The sequence below is a fragment of the Nitrobacter winogradskyi genome, from assembly GCF_006539545.1.
Classification (GTDB): Bacteria; Pseudomonadota; Alphaproteobacteria; order Rhizobiales; family Xanthobacteraceae; genus Nitrobacter; species Nitrobacter winogradskyi_A.
Window position 1 is genome coordinate 17,048 of record NZ_BJNF01000090.1, and the last position, 14,638, is coordinate 31,685.

Here is a 14,638-nt window from a genome sequence, read left to right on the forward strand (position 1 = left end):
TAATGTTGCATTATCGGACGTTTTTGCCTTTATATCACGAAATGAGCCCTGACGCCCCGCGCAGCCCCAAATTCGATGTTCATCAGGACGGCTCGGCGTCGCGTGAAAACCAACCCGCCGGCATCGATCATGTCGCCTCGGGCACACCCGCCGACGCCCGCAGCGGTCTCTCCTCCCCTCCCCCCGCGGCTGAGCCTGATCTGCCGGCACATCTGGAGCGGCTCGCCGACCGCGCCCGCGACTATGTCGCCGCCGCAAGCTCGGCCAATACCCGCCGCGCCTACGTCTCCGACTGGACGCATTTTGCGGCGTGGTGCCGGCGTCACGGTCTCGATGCCCTGCCTCCAGATGTGCAGACGATCGGGCTCTACATCACCGCCTGCGCCTCGGGCACGGCGACGGCCGATCGCCAGCCGAATTCGGTCGCGACCATCGAGCGCCGGCTTTCGGCGCTGACCTGGACCTACGCGCAGCGCGGAACGCCCCTTGACCGCACGGACCGGCATATCGCGACCGTGCTCGCCGGCATCCGTAACACCCACGCCGCCCCGCCCCGGCAGAAAGAAGCGGTGCTGCCCGAGGACCTCATCGCCATGCTGGAGACGCTCGATCGCGGGTCGCTGCGAGGCTTGCGCGACCGCGCCATGCTGCTGGTCGGTTTCGGCGGCGGCTTGCGCCGCTCGGAGATCGTCGGTCTCGACTGCCATCGCGACGACACCGAGGACGGCCGCGGCTGGATCGAGATCCTGGACAAGGGCCTGATCGTTATGCTGCGCGGCAAGACCGGCTGGCGCGAGGTTGAAATCGGCCGCGGCTCGTCGGATGCCACCTGCCCGGTCGTCGCCCTGCAGACCTGGCTCAGGCTCGCCCGCATCGGCCATGGCCCGCTGTTCCGCCGGATCCTGGGTGACGGCAAGGATGTCGGGCCGGACCGGCTCACCGACCGCCAGGTGGCCCGGCTGGTCAAGCGCGCGGCGCTGGCCGCCGGGGTGCGAGGTGATCTTACGGAAGGCGAGCGGGAGAAGAGATTTGCCGGGCATTCGCTGCGCGCCGGCCTCGCCTCCTCGGCCGAAGTCGACGAGCGCTACGTCCAGAAGCAGCTAGGCCACGCCAGTGCCGAGATGACGCGCCGCTACCAGCGGCGGCGCGATCGCTTCCGGATCAACCTCACCAAAGCCGCCGGACTGTAGCGCATTGCCGTTTGGGGTCAGGAATTCAGGGGCGGTCTGGGCCCGTCTTTAAGCGAGCCGGCCATCTTGCTCATCACGTCACCGACCGCCATCCGTAGCTCATCCTGGAGGTCGTCGAGCCCGACGTTTGCGGTGAAAGCCGACAATGCCGCTAGCTTCAAGGCGGCCAGCATGGTCGCTTCGCTTCCCAATCCTCGCGAGAACCTCCTGGACCCTCTTCGTGAGTCCAACTCAGCCATGGCCGCGTGCGTCAGCATTTAACCGAGCTTATCGATCAGGTGATCGAATGCGTCGATTTCGACGTCCGATTCCGATCGGCTGGGCGCGCGGCGTCTGCGGCGCGTTCTGGACCGCGAGCGTCACCTCGCCGGCGCGGACATCGAGTTCGTCCCAGGGAATGCATCGCGTCCCGAGTCCCTGCTTCGCGCGAAGCGGGACGCGATCGTGGCGTGGACGGTGAGTCCGGAGCGATCGTCGCCAAAACCGTCATATCCGCACGCGAGGCGGCCGGTCACTAAGGTGGCGCAACCCCTCCGCACGCTCGAGGGCCGCCGCGATCGCCTGGCCAACAGATGTCGTCTCCTCGGTCAAATCGCCCTCCTCAGTCCGGCCACATCGCACCCAAACCATATCCGAGTCGCGTTAGCGATGGAGTCATCCCAGGCGTCCTTCCGTCATCGGTTGATATGCCCTTTCGCTCAAAGCCGAGCCTATCCTCATGCGGTTCGCTTCGCGCGCAGATGCGCGTTGATTTGCGACATCAGGATTGGACCTAGCGAAAATTCTCCGACCTTGGCCCTTTCGGTCAGGCCGCGCAGATAGCCGCCTGCGGACCGGATGGCGGCGCCGCGCTGCAGAATGCATGCGACCACCACCGCGGCCTGCTTTTCGCCCATCACTGTCAGCGCCTCCTCCCAAGCGCTGGGACTGATCCCGAGCATCGATCGCACCACGGCCGCTGTTGCAAGCAGATCCCGCCAGTTTGAAATGCCGTCTTTGGCGTAATCGGCGATGTCAGGACACGCGTTCAGCACCATCCCAAGGGGATAGGCTGTTTCCGCAATCCGCGTCGCTTGCAACTCTGGCACCGTCCTCGCCACCCTGCCTTCTTGGAGGTCAGGTTCAAGATCAATAAGGGGATATGGGTTTGAATTCTGTATATGGCGCTCACAATGGGACTCATTGCCGCTCATATTTGTGGATTTGACATGCCTCTCCAGCAAGTTGAGCACCTCATCAGCAATCTGCGTTAGTTCCTCGGCTGCCGCTTGGAGCTGAACGCGCGTCGCACTACGCGGGATCCCCTCAACGATCGAGCGAAAGCCGACATGCACCTCGGCCCAGTCCGCGGGCCCCTGCCCTCCCCTGCGCGTCGGCACGCCCTCCTCAATCCCGGTCGCGATCATCTTGGCAATGTCACGCCGGCACAGCGTGATGCGCTCGCGGGCGAGCTTGATGGCACGCGCTTCGGCTTCCACGGCGGCCGCCAGGTTCTCGAACTCCTCCGCGCGCATGACCAGCGGCGAGAGATCGAAACCGAACGCCAACTCGATCTCGCCGGACGCGCCCTTGCGCGCGTAGCGCTTGCCGTTGGGGCTGTCGCGCCGAATGACGAGGCCCGCGTCGACCAGGACCGCGAGGTGCCGTCGCAGCGTCGATGCCGGCATGCCGTGCGCGCGGAGCGAAAGCTGGTGGTTCGACGGGAATACGACGAGGTCGCCCTCGCCGGTCAGCGCGGTCTCGGGGTGAAACGTGAGGAGCGCATTCAGAACCGAGAGCGCGCGTTCCGTCACGCCAAGGCTCGGCCGCGCCAGGCAGATGGCGTGGAAGATCTTCCACTTGTGCACGACCTTCTCAGGTAGCCGGGATGATGCGACGACCTGCGTCGCCACATGGGCAAGCGTCAGCGATCGCCGCCCGAATGGCGTCGTTGGGGGATGTGACTGCATGTCTTTGCCTCAGTTCAGGCAAAGAAAATCTGCTCGCCGAAACGGCGCCAAAACGCTTGACAGTGATTCGCGGAAGTGTGATTCTCTGAGCGCCAACACAAAGAAGGGGCTTCCGGAACGGTGACGTGACGGGGGCCTTTTTCTTTTGCCTAGGGTTCTCCGACTTGGTTGCGGTGGTCTTGGCCCAGCCGGCTCATTCCGGCCAAGCAAGTTCCTTTCATGTCGACGACTTACCGGTCTTGAATTCGTCGTAGAGCGTTTGCAGCCGCTGCCTAACGAACTCACCGAATTTAGGAGCAACACGATCGTCAAATGTCAGTGTGAGCTTCTTGCCTGCGCGCGAAACCTTGGCCGCATGCGTTCCATCACTGGCGGCCCACGTTTCGGCGCGTGCGCGCGACGGCTTTTCTCGCAACTCAGCCATGAGCGTCTCGAAGCGGACGTCCGTGTCCAGGACTCCAAAGCCGGGCGCCTTGACTATTTCGATCGCGTGCGCGCGTTTGTTTTCGAGTTCAAGCAGGTCAGTTAACTCTTGCCAGCGCACTCGACCGAAAGACGGGGCCGGCCCGATGGAGTCGATGACATCGGCCGGCATCCGGGTCGCGATCGCGATCAGCCGTGAAACGGCTGCTTTGTCGATGTTCAGAGCAGCCATTATGACCTCACGCGAAAACTTTCGATCTTCAAGTCGTGCGGCAAAGCGTGCGCGCTCGATGAAAGTGAGGTCTGTACGCCCGCTGTTTTCCTGGCCCTGCGCAATGACTAATTGTTCATCGGTGAGCGCGCGTACTACAGCTCGCACTTTTATGCCGAGATCGCGGGCAGCTCGCAGGCGTCGGTGACCGAAGGCAACCTCGTAGCGGTCTGCAACACTAGGCTTCGGCCGGACGAGGATCGGGACGTTTTGTCCGTGCGCTCGTATCAGTTCGCGGAAAGCCGCGTTCTGCTCTTCCGTTGCTTCCATTCGATCGGGGACAAAAGAAACGTCGATCAATGCCGGATCTAGTTCAACAATCACCTGGCCTTCGATTAGCTTTTGCTCGATCTCCTCGGCACGCTTGACCTTCTCCGAGATACCACCAAGCGATTGTGATATTGCGCCAAGCGCGCCCGATTGCTTGATTGGGCGATCAAGTCCCAACAATGGCCGAACACGGTTGGCCGGCGAAGCCGGCTGCTTTTCCTGCGAAGTCTGATCCGGCGTCGTTGGAATATCGAAGGAGATCTTGCGCGCCATGGCTAACTCCTCTTCCAAGCCTGCTTGATTAAGCCTTCGATCTCTCCATTGACGAGGTCCAAGGCTTCGACGGCTCGATCGTAAGTGCCTCGCGTAAACTGTTGGCGTTCGACCTCGTATAGGGTCTGCTTGGTAAGTCCGGCATCGGCGATGGCGGTGCTCTTCACCATTGGGTGAGTTAGCACGCGCGAACCAAAAATGGAGCGCATGAGGCCGACCATCGTTGTTTGCGGGCCGTCACTCGGCTCATAGCGTGTGACGAGATAGCGCATCCAGTCGTATTGCGTAGCTCCGCCGGCCGAGGCCACGACGTCGAGCAAATCTCCGGTCATATTGAGGAATTGAGACATCGACATCACGTCGAGCATCTGAGGATGAATGGTAATTAAAACTGCCGTCGCCGCGCAGAGTGCGGAGAGCGTAAGGAACCCGAGGTGTGGCGGGCAATCGATGACAACGACATCGTAGACGTCGCTTACCTGGGCGATCGCCTGACCAATTCTGGCGAAAAACATTGAGTCGTTATTCTGGCGCGTCAGTAAAGCCTTCGGTGTCTCATGTTCGAATTCCATGAGTTCAAGCTGACCGGGAACGATGTGCAAGTTTGGGATATATGTTGCTCGGACGACTTCCGGCATTTCGCGTCGCTCGGCGTCGTAGCGAATGGCGCCGTAGATCGTCTCGTTATTGCCTACGTCGAGTTCCGGCTGGTGCCCGAACAGGGTTGAAAGGCTCGCCTGAGGGTCAAGATCAATGGCCAGCACGCGGTAGCCGCGGAATGCGAGAAACTCGGCGAGGTGCGAGGATGTCGTAGTTTTGCCGCTCCCTCCTTTGAAATTCATCACCGAAATGACTTGCAGAGTTTCGCCGTCACGCCGGTGCGGAACGTAGCGACGTGCTCCTTTACCAGCGTTGTCGAGATCGCTTCGCAAGGCTTCGATATCTTCGATTGAATAACTCCGGCGTCCATTTGGTGACGCAGGAGGCCCCTTCCCTTCAGACGCCAACTGCCGAAGATATCCCTCAGCGATTCCGATAAACCGCGCGGCTTCAGCGGGCGAGAACCGACGGATGGTCTTTTCAGCCGTCGGAGGAAAGTCGCGGAGTTGCTGTGCACGAAGGCGCGCCGAAAGCTCGGCTGCATCAGCGTTGATCAGCGACCGAAGATCGCGCACATTGTCGTCGGATGGTTTCGCTGACGTCGGCATTCCGATCTCTGCATCTGCGGAATTTTGAGCAGTTTGCCTCAAAATGCGCTGACCGCCAGTAATGCCCGATTCTTTTGATGCTGCAAGCGTTATTGAGTTAACGCGAAGTTAACGCCCAAGCGGTTGCTGTCTCTCAATTGATCGCCGCAACGGCCGAGTCGATCGTATGCTGCGTAAGTTGTACGCGGACAACTTAATAGTAAGAGCGGACCCGCTGCGCCCCTGGGGGCAATCTTCACAGGTCCGGGTGCCGGCCCCGGACTCTAGTTGTACGCGGACAACTTTATGGGTGCACACGCTGTACACTGAAGTGGTGTCGCGATACGCTGCAAGCTACAGAGCTCGTCCGATACCTATGCAGTTTTGCGCTAAAAGAGCGCTCGCCTCCAGCGCCGCCATTCGCGCAACGCTTGACGTCAAATGACGTGAGGCGTGTGCTCTTCACGGCCTCCCAACGATCAATGATGTGGAAGGCAGGGTGCCTTGCGGACGTCGGCGCTCAGCCCAGTGTAACACTGCGACAGGAGGGTCGGCCCCTCTTTGTTAGTACCAGTATTGATCCGGTTTAATTGAATCGCGGTGCAGCACAAGGTGAACGATTTCGGTCGCGTGGATCAAGCCGAGCTCGGGACTCCTCCCTGAGCTGCTACCCGCCGCGGATCCGGCTCCCGCTTGGCGGTCCCATAGATGATGCCAAGACTCGCCGGTGGCGGCACCGTAGCCGCCAGATCATCGAGAAATCGAGATCATTGGTCAGGACGACATGGTCATGAGCAGCACGCGACCTAGCGCGTCGCGGATCCGACGCTCGACCAATGCGTCGCCTCAAACCAGCTTCCTGCAAAAAAGGGACCCAGTTCGGCGACAGGTTCATGTCAATCAGGAACCGCCTCAGGATGCGCGCTGAAGATCAACTTCCGCTCTTGGCGCGCCGGGCCGAATAGCGCAGGGCTTCCAGCACGTCCTTGCGCTCAAGATAGGGATAGCCGGCGAGCAGCGCTTCGATGCTGCGGCCGGCGCCAATTTGAACTACAAACGACGGTGACGCGTTGGCCGCGAATGCAGGGCTTGCCACCCATCACGGTGGGCCTTAGCTGATGCGGGCAAAATCGGTTATTGGGCCACATCTACTGACAGTCCATATTTTTCGCGTTGTTTCCGCGAGATCTGAGAAGCGGGCAGAGGGTCTCGCGCTTCAGCCCCATGGATTGAACAATGGCAAGCCAAGTGGGACGAAATCCTTGGTATTTCGGGTTGCGAGCACGAGCTGCCGATCGAGAGCCGTGGCTGCGAAAAACCCGTCCATGACGGAGAGCACAAAGCCGTTCTGGCGGGCTTGCGCCATTAGATCGCCCCAGCGTTCGGCGATAGCTGGATCGATCGGTAGAGTCCGCCCAGCGAAGCGCGCCGGCAGATCCTCCGCGAGCCAGACGGAAAGCGCCTCCCGACGACGGCCAGCGTCCATTAGCGTGATGCCACGCCGGAGCTCGGCGATCGACGCCACGCTGATGAAGGCTCGGTCCTCGTCGATCGCATCGAGCCAGGTCAGCACCTTCGGATCGGGCACAGGGCGCCGGACCTCCGACAGCACGTTGGTATCGAGGAGTACCTTCATAGATCGAGGTCGCGCAGCTCGTCGCGCGCCCGATCGAGATCGAGGTCGGCGTCGCGCAACGGCGAGGCCATCAGGAATTCGGCGAGCGTCCCCTTGCGGATCGTCTTGCGCGACCACTCCTCAGCCGAGACCATGACGACACTGGGCTTACCGTGGCGAGTGATGATTTGGGGATCGGTTTGGGCGCGCTCGATCACTTCGGAGAGGCGCGCTTTGGCGCCGGCAACCGTCCAATGGTCCGACTGGGGGGCGGGGGTCTTGCGGGGGGCTGTCACGATCCACTCCTGTGACTATAATGACCATAGTGACTATATGCCGTCTCGCAGTTAACATTCAACAGACCCTGTGCGGCGCGCGCGCCATTTTCCTATGATCGAGATGAATTGAGGATGGCGTCATGGGAGGTCGCGAGACGCAGAATCAGGGGCCGGCAGACGCGGCCGACCGTGCCCGTCGAGCCGTTCGGGCCGTCGATCTGACCGAGGAAGAGATCGCCGCCATCGAGGCAAGCGAAATGACGCCTGGTTTCGAGTACCTCAATGCGGAGCTTGAGCCAGGATCGTCCGTGCTCGTTGAGGAGAGCACCCGGTTCGCGCGCGAACTGGGCAAGCATGGCAAGAAGCCCGAAGCGCGCCGGGCCGACAAGGCGTTCCGCGACAGTCTCTACGACGACAATTGAATTCGCTCGCCACAAATACCGTCGGAGGCGGGGCATCCGCCAGTCAAGGCGTCCGGAGGAGGGGAGGGGGCTGGCAGCGGCGGTGTCCTCTCGTCGATCTGACGGCCGGCGGCGGTGATTTGCTAGGCTGAGGACGGCCAGAATCGCTGATTTGCGAGTCCGTGTCCAACCCTATCGATACGGGTTGGTTATCGATAGTGAGAAGATTGCGCGGAGAGGCATCGCTACGACAGAAGCTAGATTCATGTTAGCTTCCGTATCACTTACTCCACTTAAGTTATCGGCTTCCGTCGTAACAATTCCATTAGGGTTATCAAAGCCTTGCCCGCGGCCTACCGGATCCCAGATCCACTGCCTTGGCCCGTCCTCGCGGGTCCACTCGCCGCCGCCGAGGATGCCTTGGCGCGGCTCGACGAGCGTCTAGCCAAGAGCCCGATCCAACAGGGCTGGATCGCACGCACACACTTTGCCGACGCCGCGGCCTGCCTGTGGCTGGAAGGCGAACTCGTCCACCTCGACGACCTGGTGCTCCACGACGCCAGCATGGATATTCGGGCACCGACGCACGAGCTGACCCGCGCGCATGCCGTGCTGCGCGCCCGCCGTCGCATCGCCGAGGCCAAGCCCGGCTGGACATTGTCGGCGGCCGGGCTCGCCAGCCTGCGGGGTAGGGAAGGGCACGCTCGTGAAGAGAAAACGAGCGAGCTCAATCTGAGTGCCGACGACGAGTCGCTCGGCGTCGACGACGAAGATGGCGAAGCGGATGCCGCCGAGCCGACCAGCCTGGTGCCCGCGGACGACCGGATGGCCGAAATGTTTGCCGCGGTCGACGCGGCGATCGCGCAAGCCGACCGCACGCTCGCGGGCGAGACCGCAACGCGGGCGCGGCACGCGCCGGAGCGCGACGCGCTGCTCTATGACCTCGACTGGGACGAGGACGAACGCCTTGCCGAGTGGCGCGCGATCCTTGATCGGACCTGCGGCCTGCCGCCGACGCTGGCGGTCGCGATTGCGACTGAGGCCTGGAGCGCGATCGAGCCGCTACAGCACACGCCCTGGCTCGGCCGACTGCTGGCGGCTGCCCTGCTGCGCGAACGCGGCAAGGCCCGCGCGCACCTTCCGTGCCTGCACGAGGGCATGAAGGCGATCCCGCGCGAGCGGCGGCGGCAAGGCGACGCGGCCGGCCGCCTCGTTGTCCAACTCGAGGCGATCACAGCGGCAGCCGAAGCCGGCCTGAAGGACCACGACCGCTGGCTCACCGCCCGCACGCTCCTGACCCGCAAGCTCAAAGGCCGCCGCTCCACCTCCCGGCTGCCGGCGCTGGTCGACTATGTGCTGACCCGGCCGGTCGTCTCGGCCGCCATGATCGCGGAAGAGTTACGGATCACGCCGCGTGCCGCCCAAGATCTGGTTGGCGAGTTGGGGCTGCGCGAGGCGACCGGGAGGGGGCGATATCGGGCGTGGGGTGTTCTCTGACTGACGCACCCGTGCGCTGCGCCGCTGATCGCACGGAGAGCCCTGAAGAAGAAGAGTCCATGACCACAGCCCGCCACATCGTAACCCTGCTGAAGAGCCACATCGCCGGCGACGAGGACCGCTTCCTCGCCACGGCCATGCAGTTTGCGGCACACGAGGCTCGGCAAGGTCATGGCAAGCCGGCTCAAGAACTCAAGGAACTCGTCGACGCGGCGAAAACCAAGGAGCCGGCAATCAGACAAGAGGCCCGGCCGGTCCCGCTCGTGCAGCCTAAGGGGCAGCTCGCCAGCCTTCTGAACGCGCGCTACCCGGACCTGCGCCTCGGGGACATGATTCTGCCGGAAACGATCCGTGTACGGTTGGAACGTGTGCTGAAAGAACAACGGCAACAGCAGAACTTGCGCGAACATGGTCTTCATCCGCGGCGCAAGCTGCTGCTTGTCGGCCCGCCCGGCTCGGGCAAGACCATGACTGCGGCCGTGGTAGCAGGTGAGTTGCATCTGCCCTTGCTCACGATCGTGCTTGACGGTCTGATCACCAAATTCATGGGCGAAACCGCCGCCAAGCTGCGGCTGGTGTTCGATGCGATGCAAGCAACGCGCGGCGTCTACTTCTTCGACGAGTTCGACGCGATCGGCGCGCGACGCGGCGAGCGCCAGGATGTCGGCGAAATCCGCCGTGTGTTGAACTCTTTCCTGCAGTTTCTGGAGCAGGACGAAAGCCACGGCTTGATCATCGCTGCTACCAACCATCCCGAGCTCTTGGACAAGGCGCTGTTTCGGCGCTTCGACGACGTCATAGAATACGCGGTGCCAGATGCTGCGTTGGCCGACGCGCTGCTCCGCGCGAGGCTCGATCGTTTCGACACGCGCGGCCTCGCTTGGTCTGAGGCCGCTCAACACGCAGTCGGCCTGTCACAGGCCGAGATCGTGCGCGCTGCCGACGATGCAGCAAAATCCATTCTTCTACGAAACGGTAAGCGGATCACATCGGAAACGCTGCTCGAAGCGTTAACGGAGCGTCAGCGCGCCTCTTTAACAGAATAGCAGCGCGGACATGGCAGACGATTTCCGCGCGACCGACCGCACTTACTTCTACGCAACAACGGTGTGAGGGAGCCCTACCGGCGGCCGAACCAGGTCGTTACTCCACCGAGCCTGCCCGATCGCGAACGCGCCGCCCATGCACAAGCGCTCGCGCAAGCCGTCGGGACAGGCGCTCGGTGCGGCTCGCCAACAGATGGCGGGCCGCGACACGGGCGTGGCCGTCGGAACACCCGGTTTCTACCTCGAAATCCAGTTGCCCGGTTCGGAGCGCGCGGGCATCGATCTCCTCGCCGATCGTCGCCAGCATATGGAGGTCGTCGCCGTGCGCGAGCCGGAGCAGCCCGGCGATCCTTTGCGCGCATCCGTCTTCGTGCCGGCGCGCGCTGAAAGCTTTTACCTCCGCAAGATCGAGGCGTACCGTACCACGGACACTCAGTCGGGCCGCCCTCGGAACGAACCGCTGGTGTCGCGCATCGACACGGTGCGTCTAGCGACAGCCCACTCGCTATTCACCGACGGAGATCGGCTGTTTCCTATCGATCCCAATGAGCGGGTGTGGTGGGAAGTGTGGCTGCGCGACGGACGACAGGAAAACTTCGAGCGAGTCGCCCAGGCCCTGAGCATCACGTTGCGCCCCACGCCGTGAGATTTCCCCAGCGGGAGATCCTTCTGGCGTTGTCGGATACTGCAACCCTCGATCGGCTCGTGGCCCATATTGAGACCAGGAATTATGAAGGAGGTGAGTTCAAGATCAAGTCTGTAATGTTTATTTTCTGACCAAATCTTGATTTTTACGCAGAATATGTACATATTTTGGTTTCATGAGGAGACGGACAATGCCCGATACATCGGCGGCCAGGGCAATGGATCGCAAGGACCTGACCGGTCCCGCCCTGCGAACGTTTTTTCGGATAGCTGAGGCTTGGAATCTCCAGGAACAGGAGCAGATGCGCCTACTTGGGCTTGAGAGTCGGTCTACGTTCCAGTCCTGGAAGCGAGGTGCCGTCGCTACAATTCCCAAGGATGCTCTGGAACGTATTTCCTACGTTCTCGGTATCTACAAGGGATTGCATATTCTTCTTCCAAAGACAGCCGACCACTGGGTTCGGAAGCCTAATACTGCCAGCATCTTTGGCGGTCGGTCGGCGATTGATCGCATGACATCCGGCAACGTCGCGGACCTCTATGTCGTTCGCCAGTATGTGGATGCGCAGCGCGGGTGATGACGGACATCCCGATAGCAAAGATCGAGTGGCGCCCCTGTTTCCGAATCGTGCCGAGCCGATTTCCACCCATCAATCTCTTTGAAGCTGTCGCCGATCCTGCCGACCTTGAGGCAGTCTTCCAGATCGAGGCGATGACCAATGACAGGCTGCGCGAGGAGGCGGGAGACATTCTCCTCGTGGCACCCGAGGACAGAGTGTCTGGACCGGGTAGCACGCCGATCATGGCTGCGTTCACCCACCTCAATCCCGACGGGGATCGCTTTACGAACGGAACGTATGGCGTTTTCTATGCAGGGCGCACGATCGAGACGGCGATTGCCGAAACCCTCTACCATCGTGTTCGCTTCCTGCAGGCAACCAGCGAACCCGCCCAGGAAATCGACATGCGGGTCTATGCCGTCGATCTCGATGCCGATCTGCATGACATCCGAGCAATGCGCGAAAGTCATGCCGCCTACTACCACCTCAACAGCTATGCGGCGTCACAAGAACTCGCTCTGAAGCTCCAGGAAAACGGCTCCAATGGAATCGTCTACGCAAGCGTTCGTGATGATGGGGGTGAATGTGCCGCCGTGTTTCGTCCCCGGCTTCTATCCAATTGTCGGCAGGAACGACACCTCTGCTATGTCTGGGATGGAACCGCCATTTCCACAATCTACGAGAAGAGGAATTTCGGATAAGACGTCAGGTTACCATTTTTTCTGGTTAGATAATTCGGTGGCGTTTGCTACCTATTGGCGCGCCTTTATCAGGAAGCTCGTTCTTCTTTATCGAGTAGTCTTACCGAAAGACTCCATGCCAAACAGATGGTCTCGATGCGTTTTTTGGAGACAGTGACCGCGAGTTTATTGCTAATAATTGGCGGCGAAGCGCCTGCAAGGCTTGGCCTGAGGTAGTCGGCCAATGATCTTACGTAAGGACGATCCGAACAGGCCGAGATACCCGCGCCTGTCGCAAATTGCTGATCGTGTAGAGTTCCCAAGATGGCACAAACCCTACGTTACCCACATTGCAGGGCGATAATCTAACGCTGCGAAAAGCCACGCTCGATGATGCGGAGGGTCTGTTCTTGCTTCCTACGGACCCACACATCCATGAGACGTTTGGCGGCAGTGCATACACACTCTCAAAAAGGACACGAGATGGCTCTCTCGCCTGGGCTCGTCGTCTCGTTGACCATCCATTCGCTTAGATAATCGAATAAAAACAAATTATAGGGGAGGCGCGTCTTGACCGAGTTGATATGCATGACCGACGAGCGTCATTCGCAATTGGAATATTTTGGCCCGACCTGCTCGGAGAAGGTCTCGGGAGCAAAGCGACGCGTTTGGTACTTGGCTTCGCTTTCGATCAACTGAAGCTCCACAGAGTATCGCTTCGCGTCATTGCCTATAACGAGCGGCCAATCCGATGTTATCAAAAGTGTGGTTTTAAAATCGAGGGTAGCGAACGGGAAGCTTGGTTTGTGAACGGCCGGTGGCATGATGATATCATCATGGGTCTGCTCGAAAGCGAGTATACCTCCACTCTCTCCAACAAATAGATTACATGCGGTTGTGGCTTATAAAGGTGAAGATAGTGCGGTAGTCTCACTTGTCGCACGACGCAGCTGTGACATGAGTCAGCAGCCGGTCAACCAGTACGGAACTGACCGCGGTCACGCGGCTTCTGCTTTCCTGGACGCCCTCTAGATAGCCCTGCCCCGACACCAATATTCATGGTGGCATTGGGAACGCATATCCCGCTATTCCGTCCTCGCCAGGACGACGACGTTACTCCTGTGCACTGCGCCATCGTGGCTGTCAGTTCTTGTTCGACCCGGGCGGACGTCAGACCAGGCCGCATTTCAAAGCCGTTGAATCCAATACGCCGGCGTTCTCCTCCGGATTCATAAGCTCGTACCATCCATCGAAGTTTCTGCGGGGGACATTTACATGGGCATGGTATCGGCAGATAGACGCTCGAGCAGCACATTGTTGCCACGACCATCCACTTGCCATTTTATGCGTAGACATCTCGGCTCGCATTGAGTTATATTCATATGAATATAGCGTTATGGTATCAAAGAGCAAAGGGCCAGACTGGAACGGAGGAACGAAATGTCGCAATTCTCACCGGAGTTTACCCGGACATTACGCGCAGCTCTTGATGATGCTGCTCTCCAAATCCAGTCGGATTCCTCAACCAAGGCATTCATGGCCGAACAGATTCTGAAGGCCGCAGCGGGTGGCATTTGTCGTCGGAAGGATCTGACCGACATCGCTGTTAAGGCAGCGTATGGAAGCATTGGTCATCTCTAGCGAGCTTTCCAAGCCGATATAGAAACCATATCCAAAACAAAGTGGCGTTCAGCGAAGGTTTCAACGGATAACAAGTTGAGTTGTCGGCCTCACACCGGACAGCATCGATTGCTTGCGATGAACGACGTCGGCTGGAATCTCTACCGATAAGTCTCATGCATAACCCGCTTGGGAAACACACGCGCTAACTATGACTTATCCACTCGGACGGTCCTCATGGCTGAAACACACGACAATCATCACCGACCTTGTCAAAGCACTGATCGTAGACTGTCGATGGCGGAACGTTTTCTTGCCTATGTCAAACAGTTCTGTCCGTATTTGATCTGATCCTGAGGCGCCTCAACCCTCGTCCGGCCCTAAACCTAGGTCAAGTCTCCGAAGCGATATCAACGTACGTCCGTTGTACCGGTGGGGTATCCCCTGGCATCATTATCTTTATTTGAAAATGCCGTGTGGGGACCAGAATGGCCGAAGCTGCGTCCGTATTTGTTACTCTTACTGATGTGCACGAAAAGATCGGCTTGATCTCATATGAGTCGACCGAGACGTAATACTGAAAAAAACTCCTCCGGGCCGATCACGCCATAACTGTCGATAGGTGGATCAATTCACCTGGATTGTAGTCACAAAAATAAAATTCCGACGTCCCGTCTGCTGAAATAGTTCATTGCAGATCGTGATAGGCGCGCTCCTGAGGTCTGACCGGTTT

At 60.0% G+C, this 14,638-nt stretch carries 18 protein-coding genes; 9 read left to right on the forward strand and 9 right to left on the reverse strand.

The window, feature by feature from the left end; all coding sequences use genetic code 11:
• Positions 1 to 41: 41 nt before the first annotated feature.
• On the forward strand, positions 42 to 1,190 hold the full coding sequence (locus NWI01_RS15695; RefSeq protein ID WP_141384927.1) for a tyrosine-type recombinase/integrase: 1,149 nt from the start codon (positions 42 to 44) through the stop codon (positions 1,188 to 1,190).
• Between the two features lie 17 nt (positions 1,191 to 1,207).
• Here NWI01_RS15695 and NWI01_RS19065 read toward each other — a convergent pair whose 3' ends face one another.
• From NWI01_RS19065 to NWI01_RS15725, 9 genes are all read right to left on the reverse strand, one after another.
• Positions 1,208 to 1,363: a hypothetical protein gene (locus tag NWI01_RS19065; RefSeq protein ID WP_181410525.1), complete on the reverse strand. Its 156-nt coding sequence runs from the start codon at positions 1,361 to 1,363 to the stop codon at positions 1,208 to 1,210.
• A gap of 543 nt (positions 1,364 to 1,906) precedes the next feature.
• The gene (repC, locus tag NWI01_RS15700) at positions 1,907 to 3,139 is read right to left on the reverse strand and encodes a plasmid replication protein RepC (RefSeq protein ID WP_141384916.1); all 1,233 of its coding nucleotides are present in this window, start codon (positions 3,137 to 3,139) and stop codon (positions 1,907 to 1,909) included.
• A 217-nt stretch (positions 3,140 to 3,356) separates the two neighbouring features.
• On the reverse strand, positions 3,357 to 4,376 hold the full coding sequence (gene repB, locus NWI01_RS15705; protein WP_141384917.1) for a plasmid partitioning protein RepB: 1,020 nt from the start codon (positions 4,374 to 4,376) through the stop codon (positions 3,357 to 3,359).
• 2 nt (positions 4,377 to 4,378) lie between these two features.
• Positions 4,379 to 5,584 (reverse strand): plasmid partitioning protein RepA, encoded by a 1,206-nt coding sequence (gene repA, locus NWI01_RS15710; RefSeq protein ID WP_141384918.1) that lies wholly within the window; start codon positions 5,582 to 5,584, stop codon positions 4,379 to 4,381.
• Positions 5,585 to 6,230: 646 nt separating this feature from the next.
• Positions 6,231 to 6,482, reverse strand: coding sequence for a DUF5615 family PIN-like protein (locus tag NWI01_RS20365; RefSeq protein WP_375782187.1), 252 nt, complete (start codon positions 6,480 to 6,482; stop codon positions 6,231 to 6,233).
• A 12-nt stretch (positions 6,483 to 6,494) separates the two neighbouring features.
• Positions 6,495 to 6,608, reverse strand: coding sequence for a DUF433 domain-containing protein (locus NWI01_RS20130; protein WP_307723466.1), 114 nt, complete (start codon positions 6,606 to 6,608; stop codon positions 6,495 to 6,497).
• Positions 6,556 to 6,711, reverse strand: coding sequence for a DUF433 domain-containing protein (locus NWI01_RS20135; protein ID WP_307723465.1), 156 nt, complete (start codon positions 6,709 to 6,711; stop codon positions 6,556 to 6,558). Before NWI01_RS20135 ends, NWI01_RS20130 begins: the two co-directional genes overlap by 53 nt.
• Before the next feature lie 68 nt (positions 6,712 to 6,779).
• A complete protein-coding gene (locus NWI01_RS15720) occupies positions 6,780 to 7,199 on the reverse strand; it encodes a type II toxin-antitoxin system VapC family toxin (RefSeq protein ID WP_141384919.1) in 420 nt (139 codons plus the stop codon).
• Positions 7,196 to 7,474, reverse strand: a complete 279-nt coding sequence (locus NWI01_RS15725; RefSeq protein ID WP_141384920.1) for a type II toxin-antitoxin system Phd/YefM family antitoxin — start codon at positions 7,472 to 7,474, stop codon at positions 7,196 to 7,198. The genes NWI01_RS15720 and NWI01_RS15725 overlap by 4 nt, the downstream gene beginning before the upstream one ends.
• 122 nt (positions 7,475 to 7,596) lie before the next feature.
• Here NWI01_RS15725 and NWI01_RS15730 point away from each other — a divergent pair, with 122 nt between their 5' ends.
• The 8 genes from NWI01_RS15730 (at position 7,597) to NWI01_RS15765 (ending at position 13,926) form a co-directional block, all read left to right on the forward strand.
• Positions 7,597 to 7,878, forward strand: coding sequence for a prevent-host-death protein (locus NWI01_RS15730; RefSeq protein WP_141384921.1), 282 nt, complete (start codon positions 7,597 to 7,599; stop codon positions 7,876 to 7,878).
• 303 nt (positions 7,879 to 8,181) lie between these two features.
• Complete coding sequence (locus NWI01_RS15735; protein ID WP_375782188.1) at positions 8,182 to 9,354, forward strand: RHE_PE00001 family protein; 1,173 nt, start codon at positions 8,182 to 8,184, stop codon at positions 9,352 to 9,354.
• Between the two features lie 59 nt (positions 9,355 to 9,413).
• Positions 9,414 to 10,400 (forward strand): AAA family ATPase, encoded by a 987-nt coding sequence (locus NWI01_RS15740; RefSeq protein WP_141384923.1) that lies wholly within the window; start codon positions 9,414 to 9,416, stop codon positions 10,398 to 10,400.
• Between the two features lie 136 nt (positions 10,401 to 10,536).
• Positions 10,537 to 11,046 carry a hypothetical protein gene (locus tag NWI01_RS15745; protein ID WP_244613811.1) on the forward strand — a complete coding sequence of 170 codons (510 nt, stop codon included), beginning with the start codon at positions 10,537 to 10,539 and terminating at the stop codon, positions 11,044 to 11,046.
• A gap of 190 nt (positions 11,047 to 11,236) precedes the next feature.
• Positions 11,237 to 11,623: an MbcA/ParS/Xre antitoxin family protein gene (locus NWI01_RS15750; RefSeq protein ID WP_141384924.1), complete on the forward strand. Its 387-nt coding sequence runs from the start codon at positions 11,237 to 11,239 to the stop codon at positions 11,621 to 11,623.
• Positions 11,624 to 11,673: 50 nt separating this feature from the next.
• A complete protein-coding gene (locus NWI01_RS15755; protein WP_210242985.1) occupies positions 11,674 to 12,306 on the forward strand; it encodes an RES family NAD+ phosphorylase in 633 nt (210 codons plus the stop codon).
• A 533-nt stretch (positions 12,307 to 12,839) separates the two neighbouring features.
• Entirely contained in the window at positions 12,840 to 13,169 is a 330-nt protein-coding gene (locus NWI01_RS19775) for a GNAT family N-acetyltransferase (RefSeq protein ID WP_283809253.1), read from the forward strand.
• A gap of 556 nt (positions 13,170 to 13,725) precedes the next feature.
• Positions 13,726 to 13,926 carry a hypothetical protein gene (locus NWI01_RS15765; protein WP_141384926.1) on the forward strand — a complete coding sequence of 67 codons (201 nt, stop codon included), beginning with the start codon at positions 13,726 to 13,728 and terminating at the stop codon, positions 13,924 to 13,926.
• Positions 13,927 to 14,638 lie beyond the last annotated feature (712 nt).

What these genes read in the sequence shown, in the direction of transcription:
- NWI01_RS15740 (WP_141384923.1), top strand. Translation starts at nt 9,414, where the DNA reads ATGACCACAGCCCGCCACATCGTAACCCTGCTGAAGAGCCACATCGCC.
- repC (WP_141384916.1), bottom strand. Translation starts at nt 3,139, where the DNA reads ATGCAGTCACATCCCCCAACGACGCCATTCGGGCGGCGATCGCTGACG.
- NWI01_RS20135 (WP_307723465.1), bottom strand. Translation starts at nt 6,711, where the DNA reads ATGTGGCCCAATAACCGATTTTGCCCGCATCAGCTAAGGCCCACCGTG.
- NWI01_RS15745 (WP_244613811.1), top strand. Translation starts at nt 10,537, where the DNA reads ATGCACAAGCGCTCGCGCAAGCCGTCGGGACAGGCGCTCGGTGCGGCT.
- NWI01_RS15730 (WP_141384921.1), top strand. Translation starts at nt 7,597, where the DNA reads ATGGGAGGTCGCGAGACGCAGAATCAGGGGCCGGCAGACGCGGCCGAC.
- NWI01_RS15695 (WP_141384927.1), top strand. Translation starts at nt 42, where the DNA reads ATGAGCCCTGACGCCCCGCGCAGCCCCAAATTCGATGTTCATCAGGAC.
- repA (WP_141384918.1), bottom strand. Translation starts at nt 5,584, where the DNA reads ATGCCGACGTCAGCGAAACCATCCGACGACAATGTGCGCGATCTTCGG.
- NWI01_RS15720 (WP_141384919.1), bottom strand. Translation starts at nt 7,199, where the DNA reads ATGAAGGTACTCCTCGATACCAACGTGCTGTCGGAGGTCCGGCGCCCT.
- NWI01_RS15765 (WP_141384926.1), top strand. Translation starts at nt 13,726, where the DNA reads ATGTCGCAATTCTCACCGGAGTTTACCCGGACATTACGCGCAGCTCTT.
- NWI01_RS15750 (WP_141384924.1), top strand. Translation starts at nt 11,237, where the DNA reads ATGCCCGATACATCGGCGGCCAGGGCAATGGATCGCAAGGACCTGACC.
- NWI01_RS19065 (WP_181410525.1), bottom strand. Translation starts at nt 1,363, where the DNA reads ATGCTGGCCGCCTTGAAGCTAGCGGCATTGTCGGCTTTCACCGCAAAC.
- repB (WP_141384917.1), bottom strand. Translation starts at nt 4,376, where the DNA reads ATGGCGCGCAAGATCTCCTTCGATATTCCAACGACGCCGGATCAGACT.